The sequence below is a fragment of the Marinobacter sp. LM1 genome (assembly GCF_042763285.1).
GTDB lineage: Bacteria > Pseudomonadota > Gammaproteobacteria > Pseudomonadales > Oleiphilaceae > Marinobacter > Marinobacter nauticus.
On the sequence record NZ_CP114373.1, the window covers coordinates 2,236,582 to 2,249,734 of the forward strand.

Below are 13,153 nucleotides of genomic sequence, written 5' to 3' on the forward strand. Positions count from 1 at the left end.
AGAAAAACATGAACCGGACACCCGACGACATTGCCAGATCCCTCGAGGATGCCGGCAAGAGCAGGGATCTGCCACCGCTGGATAAATGGCACCCCGAACTTTCCGGCGATATGGATCTGGTGATCACCCGCGACGGCCAGTGGGTCTTCAAAGGTGAGCCCATCGCCCGTGCGGCCACGGTAAAGCTGTTCTCTACCATTCTCAGGCGGGAAAGCGACGGCGAGTACTACCTGGTTACGCCGGTCGAGAAATGGCGTATCCGGGTTGAGGACGCACCACTGCTGGCCCATGGCCTGGAAGTGAAAGGCGAGGGCGCGGAGCAGGTTATTACCCTGGCCACCAACATGGGCGAAACCCTGGAGATTGGCGAGCAACACCGATTACATGTTGGCTCTTACCCTGAGACTGGCGAACCTCGGCCAGTTATTCAAGTACGCCACGGTGTTGAAGCCCGGCTGGTTACCTCGGCGTTCTATAACCTGGCCGAGCTGGCCGAGGAAACCGAAGCGGCGGGAAAAACCGTGTACGGGGTGCTTAGTCACGGAAAATTCTGGGAAATCGGGCAGGACGGTTGAAAAGCGCCTGACCACCCCAATGAATAAGGTAGAAAACGCAGTCTGTCACTTGTTAAACTGTGGTTTCTTTCTTGTTATCGAGCCTGGCTCTCTAACGAGGCCCGGTGGTCGTTAGTCCCTCTGTGCAGTCTGGCTGTTCACGATCACTTTCGATTGCCTACAATCTAAATACACAGTCATTGCGACACGCAAGGAGATCACATGGCCCAACCTCGTGTTGTCACCATCCATTACACGCTCACTAACGACCAGGGAGAGCAACTCGATTCCTCCCGCGTAGAAGGCCGTGAGCCACTGGCGTATCTGGAAGGTGCACAGAACATCATCGGCGGACTGGAAAGTGCGCTGACCGAGAAGAACGCTGGCGACCAGGTTAAAGTTTCCGTAGAGCCAGCTGAAGGCTACGGTGAAGTAAACGAAGAGCTCATCCAGCCGGTTCCGCGCTCTGCTTTCGAGGGCGTAGACACCATCGAGCCAGGCATGCAGTTCCAGGCACAGACTCCGGGCGGCCCCCAGGTCGTTCGCGTGGTAGAAGTTGGCGACGAAACCGTTACCATCGATGCCAACCACCCGCTGGCGGGCCAGACTCTGCACTTCGACGTTGAAGTGGTAGAAACCCGCGAAGCAACCGACGAAGAGCAAGAGCACGGCCACGTGCACTGATATGCCTTCTGATGGTTGATCAGAAAACGGCACCTTCGGGGGCCGTTTTTTTATGGCCGGAATAATCTGCGAGCATAAAAAAACCGGGGCAAGCCCCGGTTTTCTGAAACAGTGATCGTGGATCACATGTTCGGGTAGTTCGGACCACCGCCGCCTTCCGGCGTTACCCAGGTGATGTTCTGGGCAGGATCCTTGATGTCACAGGTCTTGCAGTGAACACAGTTCTGGGCATTGATCTGGAACTTCTTGCCGCTGCCGTCGTCTTTCTCGACCACTTCGTATACGCCAGCCGGGCAGTAACGCTGCGCTGGCTCGTCGTACTTCGGCAGGTTCTCTTTCAGCGGAATTTCCGGGTCGGTCAGCTTCAGGTGAACCGGCTGATCTTCCTCATGGTTGGTGTTGGAGATGAACACCGAGGACAGGCGGTCAAACGTCAGCTTGTTATCCGGCTTCGGATAGTCGATTTTCTTGCACTCAGACGCCGGCTTCAGGGTGGCGTAGTCCGGAGTTGTGTCGTGGAAGGTGATCGGCAGGCTGCCGCGCAGAATGTTCTGCTCGAAGAAGGCGATGGCACCGCCGACGATATTGCCGAACTTGTGCATGGCCGGGCCAAAGTTACGCTCGGCGTAAAGCTCCTTGTACAGCCAGCTGTCTTCGAAACGCTTCTGGAAGCTGGTGATTTCCTCACCGGATTTGCCTTCCTTGAGAGCTTCGAATACAGCTTCCGCGCCCAGCAGGCCAGATTTCATGGCGGTGTGGGAGCCTTTGATCTTGGAGCTGTTCAGGGTGCCGGCATCACAACCCAGCAACAGACCGCCCGGGAAGCTCATCTTGGGCAAGGCGTTGTAGCCACCCTTGGCGATAGCACGGGCGCCGTAGGCAACACGCTTGCCACCTTCCAGATATTTCTTGATCTCCGGATGGTACTTGAGACGCTGGAACTCTTCGAACGGGCTCAGGTGCGGGTTGCTGTAGGAAAGATCGGTGATCAGACCAACATAAACCTGACCGTTTTCCAGGTGATACAGGAAAGAGCCGCCGGTGGAGCCAGATTCGTTCAGCGGCCAGCCGGTGGTGTGAACAACCAGACCTGGCTCGTGTTTGGCCGGGTCGATGTCCCACAGCTCTTTGATACCGATGCCGTAGTGCTGCGGATCCTTGCCTTCGTCCAGCTTGAAGTCGTTGATCAGGCGCTTGCCCAGATGACCACGACAGCCTTCGGTGAACAGGGTGTACTTGGCGCGCAGCTCCATTCCCGGCATGTAGCCGTCTTTCTCGGAACCGTCACGGGCAACGCCCATGTCACCGGTGATAATGCCTTTTACCTGGCCATCTTCGACGATGGTTTCTGAAGCGGCAAAGCCCGGATACACTTCAACGCCCAGCTGTTCGGCCTGCTCAGCCAGCCAGCGGCACAGGTTGCCAAGGCTGATGATGTAGTTGCCGTGGTTGTGCATGTTCTTGGGCACAAAGGCATTGGGTACTTTGGTGGCCTTTTCCTGATTCTTCAGCAGGAAAATGTCATCCCGGGTAACCGGGGTGTTCAGGGGGGCGCCTTTCTCTTTCCAGTCCGGGAAGAGTTCGTTCAGGGCCGTGGGCTCGAATACGGTGCCGGCGAGGATGTGCGCGCCGATCTCAGAACCTTTTTCAACCACACAAACGGTCAGTTCTTCGCCGGCTTCCTGCGCCAGTTGCATGACGCGGCAGGCTGCCGACAGGCCCGCAGGGCCGCCGCCGACGATCAGAACATCAAATTCCATCGATTCGCGTTCCACGTTGGTCTCCTCAAACAGCTTTTAATGGATATTGTTTGCCCGCAGGCCTCATCAGGGACGCCATCATACCGGCAAAAATGCGTATAGACGACAGCCCGAAACCGCTCAAAACGGCTCTTTGTCCCGAAAGGATAACGCATTTGAAGAATCAAACAAACGTTTGTTTGAAATCTGCACTAACCTTTGGCATTGTACGTATACACCGAAATATCGTGTGTTTTGAGTCGATTTTTAGTATCGTCTCATTGTCAGGTCGGGTCAACCCGGTCCTTTGACTGTGAAGACTCATTAAACCCATCGTAGAAGAACGAGGAATCTATGAAGGTTCTGGTCGCTGTAAAACGAGTTATCGACTACAACGTGAAGGTGCGCGTCAAGCCGGACAACACCGGCGTTGATCTCGCCAACGTCAAGATGGCAATGAACCCGTTCTGCGAAATCGCAGTTGAAGAAGCGGTTCGTCTGAAAGAGAAGGGCGTTGCCAGTGAAATCGTTGTTGTATCCATTGGCCCGAAGGCTGCTCAGGAGCAGATCCGTACTGCCCTGGCTCTGGGTGCTGACCGTGGTATCCACATCGAGACTGACGAAGAAGTTCAGTCCCTCGAAGCGGCCAAGCTGCTGAAGGCTGTTGTTGAAAAAGAAGAGCCCAAGCTGGTTATTCTTGGCAAGCAGTCCATCGATTCCGACAACAACCAGACTGGCCAGATGCTGGCTGCTCTGACTGGCATGGGCCAGGGCACCTTCGCCTCTGAAGTGGTTGTTGACGGTGACAAGGTTAACGTAACCCGCGAAGTAGACGGCGGTCTGATGACAGTTGCTCTGAACCTGCCGGCGGTTGTTACCACAGACCTGCGTCTGAACGAGCCGCGCTACGCTTCTCTGCCGAACATCATGAAAGCCAAGAAGAAGCCGCTGGACTCCATGTCTCCGGCTGATCTGGGCGTTGACGTTGCCGCTCGCCTGTCCACCCTGAAAGTCGAAGCCCCGGCTGCACGCCAGGCTGGTATCAAGGTGGCTGACGTAGCTGAGCTGGTGGATAAACTGAAGAACGAAGCGAAGGTGATCTAAATGAGCATCCTGGTAATTGCTGAACACGACAACAGCAGCCTGAAACAGGCTACTCTGAACGTTGTAGCGGCTGCCAAGGCCATCGGTGGAGACATCGACGTGCTGGTTGCCGGTGAGAACGTAGGCGCCGTCGCTGAAGCCGCTGCCAAGGCAGAAGGCGTGAACAAGGTACTGGTTGCCGACAACGCCGCTTACGGTCACTTCCTGGCAGAAAACCTGTCTGAGCTGGTTGCTGAAGTAGGCAAGGGTTACAGCCACATCCTGACCTCTGCCGGCACCACCGGTAAAGACTTCATGCCGCGTGTTGCTGCGCTGCTGGACGTTGCCCAGGTTTCTGACATTATCCGCGTTGAATCCGAAGACACCTTCGTGCGTCCGATCTACGCTGGTAACGCCATTGCGACCGTTAAGGCAAGCGACAGCATCAAGGTTGTGACGGTTCGTCCGACCGCCTTCGACCCGGTAGCCGCTGAAGGTGGTTCTGCCTCTGTTGAGCAGCTGGACGTGGTAAAAGATGCCGGCCTGTCTTCCTTCGTTGGTGAAGAGAAAGCCCAGTCTGATCGTCCGGACCTGGCTTCTGCCGGTATCGTTATCTCCGGTGGCCGTGGCATGCAGAACGGCGACAACTTCAAGATGCTGGAGCAGGTTGCTGATCTGCTGGGCGCTGCGGTTGGTGCTTCCCGTGCCGCTGTTGATGCCGGCTTCGTGCCGAACGACATGCAGGTTGGTCAGACCGGTAAGATCGTTGCTCCGCAGCTGTACGTTGCGGTTGGTATCTCCGGTGCCATCCAGCACCTGGCGGGTATGTCTGATTCCAAGGTGATCGTTGCGATCAACAAGGACGAAGAAGCCCCGATCTTCCAGGTGGCCGACTACGGCCTGGTTGCAGATCTGTTCGAAGCAGTTCCGCAGCTGGAAGAGGAACTGAAGAAAGTTCTGTAACTTTCTGAAGTTGCACTAAAAGAAGGCGCCTCAGGGCGCCTTCTTTGTTTTTGATACAATGCGTTTTTCCGCTTTGCCGATGATCAGTGTATCCGCGAGGATATGCAGTGCCCGGTTAGAGGTTCTCACCGCTTTGTAAACCTGCTCGCTCTTTTGATGGTGGGATTGTTTTATCCGGCGGGCGCTGTCCCGAAACTCATCGTCCCTGGAAAACAGGTCAATCAGGCCAAACGTGGTGTTGGCGATGGCTTTGTGGACTTTCTCGACCGCCGTTGCACCGCCGGACACCGTTTCTTCCAGCAACCGGGCGCGGTTGCGAACTTCCATCAGGTCCATTCGGCTTTTCTGGATCGCACTCAGGGCACCAATTCGATGCGCATTCAGGATTCTCAGATTGCGCCGGTTGCCATTGGCAAGCCGGAACGCAGCAAACAACAGCACTGCGCTGCCGGCCAGACACATCAGGCTAACGATCAGTAACAGCATGGAAGGGCTCCTGTTGCTCTTGTCCTAGCGATACTCAATGTGCATATCTACCTCAATGTCCCGCTCGTCCAGTTCCCGCTCCAGCTCTTTCATCACTTCCTGATAGACCATTTTCCGGGTCATTACTGGCAGGCGGTCGGCCAGCACCCGTCCGGTGCGGGATTCGCGTTTGGCCAAGGCAATCGGATCCCGTACCCGTAACGTAAGCACCAGCTCAGGATCCTGATGTGTGTCGCTGATATCCTCGCTTTCCAGCATTTGCTTGATGATCTTTCGCTGCTCAAGCACTTGCCAAGCCAGCAGCGCGCTGAAAGCCAGAAGAAACAGGCTGATAATAATCAGAAAGACGCTCAAAGGGGCTCTCCTCCTTTAATGACTGGGCAGAGTGTGCCGCAGTCCGCAGGACAAACGATTGGCCGGCCCGACGCCGGTTCACGAGTTCACGGGAAAGTAGCACCACAGAATAAACCTGTTACCATCCATTCATACATTCGTTTGAACAAGGACAGACCATGACAGACACCAAAGCTGCGAACTATGACCTTGTCGTGTTCGGTGCCACCAGTTTCGTCGGCCAGATTCTGGCTCGCTACCTTCTGGAAAACTATGGTGCAGACAAGGAGGTCAAATGGGCCATTGCCGGCCGTTCTGAAGGCAAGCTGAACCAGCTCAAGTCGGATCTGGGGGCAGGCGCCGCATCACTACCGGTCATTCTGGCGGATGCAGCAGACGAGCCTGCGCTGCGCGATCTGTGCGGCCAGACCCGGGTGGTCATCTCAACCGTGGGCCCTTACGCTCTTTTCGGCGAGACTCTGGTAAAAGTCTGCGCCGAGACAGGCACGGACTACTGCGACCTCACTGGTGAAGTACAATGGATCCGCCGGATGATCGAGCGATACGAGGCCAAGGCTAAAAAGAGCGGTGCACGGATTGTGCATTGCTGCGGCTTTGATTCGATTCCCTCGGACATGGGCGTGTGGTTCCTGCAGCAGCAAGCGGAAGCAACCTTCGGCAAACCCTGTCAGGACGTGCGCATGAGAGTGAAAGTCGCCAAGGGCGGACTTTCTGGAGGTACGGTGGCTTCCATGATCAACGTAGCCAAGGAAGCCGGAGCCGACCCCAAGTTACGCAAGGAACTGGCGAACCCGTTCTCTATCTGCCCGCCGGAGCATCGCTCCGAGAAGCGCCAGCCTAGCCTGAAATCTGCGGAGTTCGACCAGAACTTCAACGCCTGGCTGGCCCCGTTTGTGATGGGCGCCATCAACACCCGTGTGGTGCACCGCTCCAATGCGTTGCAGGGTGCCCGCTACGGCAAAGAGTTCACCTACGACGAAGCCATCATGACGGGCAAGGGCGCGAAAGGCCGCCTGACCGCTTACGGTATGGTGGGTGTGCTGGGAGCGTTCTTCACCGCGTCCGCCATCAAGCCAACACGGTGGGTGGTCGAGAAGCTCGTACCCAAGCCCGGTGAGGGCCCGAGCCCCGAAGATCAGGAAAAAGGGTTCTACGATCTGCGTTTCGTCGGCAAAACCACCGATGGCAAGACCATGATCACCAAGGTGACGGGCGATCGCGACCCGGGTTACGGCTCGACATCAAAAATGCTTGGTGAAGCCGGTCTGTGCCTGGCCTTTGATGTGAAAGACGATGTGAAAGGCGGCTTCTGGACCCCGGCCTCGGCACTCGATGGCAAATTGCTCGAGCGCCTGCAGGCCAATGCCGGTCTGACGTTTGAAGTGGTCGAAACCCGCTGATCAACCCAGGTGCAGAATACGGTCGAAGGCCAGCAGGGCTTCCGGCCCGTGCCCGAGACAAACCACGGTGCGCCCCTGTAGCCAACGGCTGATCTGGGGCGAAATCCGTGTACGGGTTGCCTCGTCCACACCGGTGAAAGGCTCATCCAGAATCAGCACGGGTGCCTGACTCAGTAACACCCTGGCCAGCACCAGGCGCCGGGCCTCCCCGCCAGATAAACGGTTGCCGGCGCTGCCCAGCCAGGTACCCAATCCTTCAGCGTTCTGGGCTAACCGTTCTGCCAGTTCGACTATCTCCAGTACCCGCCACATATCACCGTCCCCGGCGTTGGGGTTCGCTAACTGAAGGTTCGCTTTCACGGTGTCTTCAAACACCACGGTCGCTTGCGTGAGGTAGGCGCTGGGCTGGGAATGACGTTCTCCCCGGCATGGCTCTGCCAGTCCGGCCAGGGTATCAGCCAGAGTGGATTTGCCACTGCCGGACACGCCAACGATACCGACGGTGTCGCCCGGGTGAAGCTCCAGAGTGAAGTGACTGAGCAACGGCGAGTACCCCGGGTAACCCACGGTGATATCGCTGGCCTGAAGCGCGAGACCCTCCGGCAGTTCGCCAGCAGGGTTAGCGGTTGATGCCGCGGCCGTTTCCAGACCATGGTCGGAGTTCAGGCGCTGCGCGGCAGAGCGAGTCGCCCCCAGCTTGCCAAAGGCATCCGGCAGCATGGCGTAGACTTCGGCCAGGCCCAGCAGGGCAATGGGCAGAAGCACCAGTACCGGACCGCTCAAAGCACCTTCCTGAAACAGGTGAAAACCCAGCCACAAGGCCGCCACTGCCGCGACATTGATCAGCAGATGAGAGCCGGCCTGATGCCAGCCGGTTCGGCTGTCGATCCGGGCCTGATTCCTGGAAAGCTCTACGCTTCGGCGCATCAGCCGGGCCGTGTGCTTACCCGTCCGGCCAGCGGCGGTCAGTTCCGCAAAGCCTTCAAGATGTTCAATCAGCTCGCTCCGCAGGCTCTCCTGTTGATCGCTCAATTGCCCGGAGGCAGCGCAGGTGCGCAGATACACCAGCCAGGTGGACATCAGGAACGATAGCGACAGAATCGCCAGCAGAATCAGCGCTACCACGCCATCAAACAGCAACCACGCCATTGCGGCAAGCAGTAAGGTAACCACGGCTGCCAGGGCGGCGGGGGCAATCAGTCTGAGATAAAGCGTGTCCAGCGCATCGACATCGGCTGTGAGCCGGGAAAGCCACTGCGCGCCGGAACGGTAACTGCGCTCTGTTCGTGGCCGGGCCGCCAATCGGTCAAACAGGGCCACCCGAATATCGGTGAGTAGCTGCAGTACCGTGTTGTGGTTGTACACGCGTTCCAGATACCGGAACACCGTTCGGGACACCGCAAAAAAACGGATACCACCGCCCGGCACATAAAGATTGATGTAAGCCTGTATCCCTGCCGCCAGCAACAGGCCAACCAGCGCGGTTTCGGTCAGAAACCAGCCAGACAACGCTAGCAGACCGATACCGGAAAGCAGGGTGCCCAGTAGCAAGCCGGCACCAACCGTAAGGCGACCTTTGCGACGGAAAATCAGCGGCAGCCAGGGCTTCAGTTCAGGCATCGCGCACCTCGCCGTCATTTACGATCAATACGCGGTCTGCCAATGTCAGCAGCGCCTGATGATGGGTGGAGAACACCAGTGTTTTGCCGGATTCGCTGAGTCTATGCAGGGCCTCCAGAATGAACACCTCGCTGGTGGCATCCAGCCCGGCCGTCGGTTCATCCAGCAGAACCAAGGGATAGTCCGCCAGGAAGATACGGGCCAGGCTCAAACGACGGGCCTGACCACCGGACAGCCCCAGACCATCCTCGGCAATGCGGCTGTGAATGCCGTCAGCCCGGCTGTCCACCAGCTCACCCAGGCCCACCTGTCGTAATGCATAGTCGATGGCAATATCCGTCGCATCGGGGGTGGTTAGCCGAAGGTTTTCGGCCCAGGTGCCCTGAATCCAGAAGCCCCGCTGGCCAAGCCATCCGAACGGCTGATTGCCGGGAGCCTCGCCGAATACTGACACAGCACCTGCCTCTGGCTGAATAAAGCCAGCCAGCAGATGCAAAAGGGTCGATTTGCCTCCACCAGAGGGGCCGGTAAGGGCGATCACCTGACCGGCCTTGATGCGGATATCCAGGTTATCGAAGATGACCGGGCCCTCGCCGTAACGGAGCGTGACCCCGGAGATCTGAATGCCTTGATTGCTAATGCTGTTGTCTGGCCGGATCGGCTCTGCGTTGTCGACAGACTGTTCCAGCCGGGCCAGAATCTCGGCACCGGCCCCCAGGGCGGCTGCCCGGTCGTGATAGTGCTGGGATAGCGTGCGCAAGGGCTGAAAGAACTCCGGGGCCAGCAGCAGGATAAGCAATCCGCTGAACAGCGTGAGTTCGTCGCTTGGGCCAAATTCGATATAACCCAGCAATCCGAAGCCGATATAGATGGCCAATACCGCAATCGCCACAGAGGCAAAGAATTCCAGTACCGCTGACGACAAAAATGCCACTTTCAGCGTTTTCATGGTGATCTTGCGGTACTGGTCGGAACGGGCTTCCAGCGTGCGGCTGGCCGCCTCGGTTTGCCCGAACAGTTGAAGCGTCGTCAGCCCTCGAACCTTATCCAGAAACTGGCCGGATAACCGGCTGACCGTTTCGAAATGCTGCTGGTTCAGCTTTTCTGCGCCCATGCCCACCAGGGCCATAAACAGCGGAATCAGCGGCGCAGAAAGCACCAGGAAAATACCCGCCAGCCAGTCCAGCCAGAACACCAGAACGAGGATGGCCAGGGGAATCACCACAGAGAGGGTCATCTGCGGCAGAAAACGGGCGAAATAGCCGTGCAGCGCCTCCACGTGGTCCAGCCACTCGCGGGCCAGGGACGCAGCGGACGTGTCCGCCAGATTCACCGGGCCGGTGGCTTTCCAGTGATGATGCAGTTGCCGGCGGGCATCGCGCCGCACCTGCTCGCTGCAGCGGGCTGCAAAGCGGGTTTGCAGCCCCTGGCCTGCGGACCGAATCACCAGAACCGTAATCAGGGCCAGAAATACGGGCGTGAGTTCGGAAACCGGCGTTTTTTCAATCACACCCTGGTGAATCAGCCAGGCCAGCAACACCATTTGTACGATGGTGGCCAGCCCGGCAAGAACACCGGCCAGAACGGTTGCGGTGATCCAGCGCTGGCTATTGCGGGCCAGACCGGATAGCCAGGCGCGGACCTTTGACCGGGCCGGATCTGCCACTCAGTGGTACCCTTCGCCCGCACGCACCTTGCCGCGGAATACCCAGTAGGTCCAGGCGGTATAGGCCAGAACAATGGGAATGACGAACAGCAGGCCGAGCAGCAGGAACAGCTGGGACTCATAGGCGGAAGCCGCATCCCACAGGGTGTAGTTGGGCGGAACCACATACGGCCACTTGCTCACCACAAGTCCGAGATAGGTGGTGATGAACAGGCCCATGGTGGCGACGAATGGCATACCTTCAAACCGGTTGCGTACCGAACGCCAGATCTGGAAGGCACACAGCAGGGTCAGGGCCGGCAGAATCCAGATCACGCTCAGATTGGAGAACCAGCGCTCCCGCACCATGTCGTCAACAAAGGGCGTCCATACGCTGATAATGCCGAACACCACCAACACGGCAATCAGCAGTGGTGCACTTACCCGGTAGGCCCACTCTTGCAGGCGCCCTTCGGTTTTCATGATCAGCCAGGTAGAACCCAGCAGGGCATAACCGGCCAGCATCCCCAGGCCTGTCAGCACGGTGAACGGTGTCAGCCAGTCCAGCGCGCCGCCAACGTAGGCGCCATTCACGGTATTGAAACCCTGGATGTAAGCCCCGACCACAGCACCCTGAGCGAATGCGGCAATGGTAGAGCCACCGGCAAACGACCAGTTCCACAGGTACCTTGAGGTACGAGCCTTGAATCGGAATTCAAACGCCACACCCCGGAAGATGAGCCCTGCCAGCAGCAGGAACACACCAATGTAGAGTGCCGGCAGGAAGATGGAATACACCATCGGGAAGGCGGCCAACAGGCCGGCTCCGCCCAGCACCAGCCAGGTTTCGTTGCCGTCCCAGACCGGAGCCACCGAATTCATCATGGTGTCCCGGTCCTCTTCCGACGGAGCGAACGGGAACAGGATACCCACGCCCAGGTCAAAGCCGTCCATCAGCACATACATGATGATGCCGAAGCCGATAATGAATGCCCAGATGAGGGCGAGATCAAACAGTTCCATGGTCAGTGCCCCCCTTCGTTAGCCGGTTTTGCCTGATGAACGCCGTGTGAGCCGGATTCAATCTCGAACGGCACATGGGCCGCAGAGAGCGGACGGGCAGGGCGATCAGAGGCATGCTCTTCATCGTCAGCATCTTCAAGACCAACGTAAAGCACCCGCATGAGGTAATACACGCCGGCACTGAACACCAGGGCATAGACAACGATATAGCCGATCAACGTGAACAGCGCCATGCCGCCGGTGAGCGAGGGCGTTACCGATTCGGCCTGGGTCATCATGCCGTACACCAGCCAGGGCGCCCGACCTACCTCGGTCACAAACCAGCCGGTAAGCACGGCAAAGAAGGGCGCGATACTCATAAAGCGCATCCCCTGAAGATACCAGCGGGTCTTGTAAAGGCGGCCACCCGCACGCAGAACCAGGCCTGCGAGCGCAAACAGAATCATCAGGACACCAATGCCGACCATGATCCGGAAGGACCAGAACACAATCGCCACCGGTGGTTGCTCTTCGACCGCGACTTCATTCAGACCCGGCACTTCGCCATCCCACTCGTGGGTAAGAATCAGGCTGGCCAGGCTGGGAATGCCAATCTCGAAATGGTTGGTCTGGTTTTCCTGGTCGGGAATGGCAAACAGCAACAGCGGCACATTGCGGGAAGTTTCCCAGTTGCCTTCCATGGCCGCGACCTTCGCGGGCTGGTGCTCCAGAGTGTTCAGACCATGGAAGTCGCCTACAACCGCCTGGGCCGGGGCAATGAACAGCAACAACCACAGGCACATGGATAGCGCCTTGCGATTGGCTTCGACCTCACGCCCCCGTAACAGGTACCAGGCGCTGACACCCGCCACCACAAAACCACCGGTAAGGAAAGACGCCAGTGCCATGTGCATAAAGCGATACGGGAAGGACGGATTGAAGATGGCCTCGCTCCAGGACACTACATGGAACACGCCCTCACGGAATTCGACACCGGCCGGTGTCTGCATCCAGCTGTTGGCTGCGAGAATCCAGAAGGACGAGATAAAGGTGCCGGTGGCCACCATGATGGCGGCGAACAGATGAACGCCGGCGGGTACCTTGTCGCGGCCAAACAGCAGTACCCCCAGGAACGCCGCCTCCAGGAAGAATGCGGTGATCACCTCATAACTCAGGATGGGGCCCAGGAAGTTAGCCGAGGCCTGAGAGAACGCGCTCCAGTTGGTACCGAACTGGAATGACATCACAATGCCCGAGACCACGCCCATACCGAAGACCACGGCGAATACCTTGGTCCAGAAGGTCGACAATTTGGTCCACACCGGATTACGGGTTTTGAAGGCCAGGCCCTCAAGTACCGCAATGTAGGAGGCAAGCCCGATGGTAAACACCGGAAAAATGGCGTGAAATGACACCACAAACGCGAACTGGATTCGCGATAGGATGAGAGGATCTAGTTCCATAGGAACCTCCGGTAACTCGCACAAGTCATAACAAACGGGTCAGCGAACCCGTTCAGCCGCTGCCATAGTTTATTTTGTTATGTTGTTATTACCGGCAGATGATTACGATGCTACGCAAATCGTAGCAGATTTCGATAGGGCAGTTTGTCGCACCCCTTGA

Annotated in this window: 12 protein-coding genes; 5 read left to right on the forward strand and 7 right to left on the reverse strand. The window is 57.8% G+C overall.

What is annotated here, in order from left to right; translation table 11 throughout:
- Window positions 1-8: 8 nt before the first annotated feature.
- Together OZ656_RS10465 and OZ656_RS10470 are read left to right on the forward strand one after the other, a co-directional pair.
- Window positions 9-575 carry a DUF1285 domain-containing protein gene (locus OZ656_RS10465; protein ID WP_278350621.1) on the forward strand — a complete coding sequence of 189 codons (567 nt, stop codon included), beginning with the start codon at window positions 9-11 and terminating at the stop codon, window positions 573-575.
- A gap of 201 nt (window positions 576-776) precedes the next feature.
- Window positions 777-1,238 (forward strand): peptidylprolyl isomerase, encoded by a 462-nt coding sequence (locus OZ656_RS10470; protein WP_011784960.1) that lies wholly within the window; start codon window positions 777-779, stop codon window positions 1,236-1,238.
- A gap of 122 nt (window positions 1,239-1,360) precedes the next feature.
- Here OZ656_RS10470 and OZ656_RS10475 read toward each other — a convergent pair whose 3' ends face one another.
- Window positions 1,361-3,013, reverse strand: a complete 1,653-nt coding sequence (locus OZ656_RS10475) for an electron transfer flavoprotein-ubiquinone oxidoreductase (RefSeq protein WP_022991232.1) — start codon at window positions 3,011-3,013, stop codon at window positions 1,361-1,363.
- 318 nt (window positions 3,014-3,331) lie between these two features.
- On the opposite strand from OZ656_RS10475, the gene OZ656_RS10480 reads away from it, so the two are divergent.
- Window positions 3,332-4,081: an electron transfer flavoprotein subunit beta/FixA family protein gene (locus OZ656_RS10480; RefSeq protein ID WP_379944467.1), complete on the forward strand. Its 750-nt coding sequence runs from the start codon at window positions 3,332-3,334 to the stop codon at window positions 4,079-4,081.
- Window positions 4,082-5,023 carry an electron transfer flavoprotein subunit alpha/FixB family protein gene (locus tag OZ656_RS10485; RefSeq protein WP_014421441.1) on the forward strand — a complete coding sequence of 314 codons (942 nt, stop codon included), beginning with the start codon at window positions 4,082-4,084 and terminating at the stop codon, window positions 5,021-5,023. It begins immediately after the preceding gene.
- Window positions 5,024-5,053: 30 nt separating this feature from the next.
- Here the strand turns inward: OZ656_RS10485 and OZ656_RS10490 are convergent, their stop codons facing one another.
- Window positions 5,054-5,509, reverse strand: a complete 456-nt coding sequence (locus tag OZ656_RS10490) for a hypothetical protein (protein WP_288590089.1) — start codon at window positions 5,507-5,509, stop codon at window positions 5,054-5,056.
- Between the two features lie 24 nt (window positions 5,510-5,533).
- On the reverse strand, window positions 5,534-5,863 hold the full coding sequence (locus OZ656_RS10495) for a hypothetical protein (protein ID WP_222562451.1): 330 nt from the start codon (window positions 5,861-5,863) through the stop codon (window positions 5,534-5,536).
- A gap of 158 nt (window positions 5,864-6,021) precedes the next feature.
- On the opposite strand from OZ656_RS10495, the gene OZ656_RS10500 reads away from it, so the two are divergent.
- Window positions 6,022-7,263, forward strand: coding sequence for a saccharopine dehydrogenase family protein (locus tag OZ656_RS10500; RefSeq protein ID WP_379944468.1), 1,242 nt, complete (start codon window positions 6,022-6,024; stop codon window positions 7,261-7,263).
- On the opposite strand, the gene cydC is transcribed toward OZ656_RS10500, so the two are convergent.
- From cydC to OZ656_RS10520, 4 genes are read right to left on the reverse strand one after another with little or no spacing between them, the layout of a single operon-like run.
- Window positions 7,264-8,883: a thiol reductant ABC exporter subunit CydC gene (gene cydC / locus OZ656_RS10505; protein ID WP_379944469.1), complete on the reverse strand. Its 1,620-nt coding sequence runs from the start codon at window positions 8,881-8,883 to the stop codon at window positions 7,264-7,266.
- Complete coding sequence (gene cydD, locus OZ656_RS10510; RefSeq protein ID WP_379944470.1) at window positions 8,876-10,549, reverse strand: thiol reductant ABC exporter subunit CydD; 1,674 nt, start codon at window positions 10,547-10,549, stop codon at window positions 8,876-8,878. Before cydD ends, cydC begins: the two co-directional genes overlap by 8 nt.
- Entirely contained in the window at window positions 10,550-11,551 is a 1,002-nt protein-coding gene (gene cydB, locus OZ656_RS10515) for a cytochrome d ubiquinol oxidase subunit II (protein WP_014421447.1), read from the reverse strand.
- A gap of 2 nt (window positions 11,552-11,553) precedes the next feature.
- The gene (locus OZ656_RS10520) at window positions 11,554-12,993 is read right to left on the reverse strand and encodes a cytochrome ubiquinol oxidase subunit I (RefSeq protein ID WP_011784950.1); all 1,440 of its coding nucleotides are present in this window, start codon (window positions 12,991-12,993) and stop codon (window positions 11,554-11,556) included.
- Window positions 12,994-13,153 lie beyond the last annotated feature (160 nt).

Excerpts from the sequence above, each read along its gene's own strand:
- OZ656_RS10465 (WP_278350621.1), top strand. The coding sequence starts at position 9 with ATGAACCGGACACCCGACGACATTGCCAGATCCCTCGAGGATGCCGGC.
- OZ656_RS10470 (WP_011784960.1), top strand. The coding sequence starts at position 777 with ATGGCCCAACCTCGTGTTGTCACCATCCATTACACGCTCACTAACGAC.
- OZ656_RS10480 (WP_379944467.1), top strand. The coding sequence starts at position 3,332 with ATGAAGGTTCTGGTCGCTGTAAAACGAGTTATCGACTACAACGTGAAG.
- OZ656_RS10485 (WP_014421441.1), top strand. The coding sequence starts at position 4,082 with ATGAGCATCCTGGTAATTGCTGAACACGACAACAGCAGCCTGAAACAG.
- OZ656_RS10490 (WP_288590089.1), bottom strand. The coding sequence starts at position 5,509 with ATGCTGTTACTGATCGTTAGCCTGATGTGTCTGGCCGGCAGCGCAGTG.
- OZ656_RS10500 (WP_379944468.1), top strand. The coding sequence starts at position 6,022 with ATGACAGACACCAAAGCTGCGAACTATGACCTTGTCGTGTTCGGTGCC.
- cydC (WP_379944469.1), bottom strand. The coding sequence starts at position 8,883 with ATGCCTGAACTGAAGCCCTGGCTGCCGCTGATTTTCCGTCGCAAAGGT.
- cydB (WP_014421447.1), bottom strand. The coding sequence starts at position 11,551 with ATGGAACTGTTTGATCTCGCCCTCATCTGGGCATTCATTATCGGCTTC.
- OZ656_RS10520 (WP_011784950.1), bottom strand. The coding sequence starts at position 12,993 with ATGGAACTAGATCCTCTCATCCTATCGCGAATCCAGTTCGCGTTTGTG.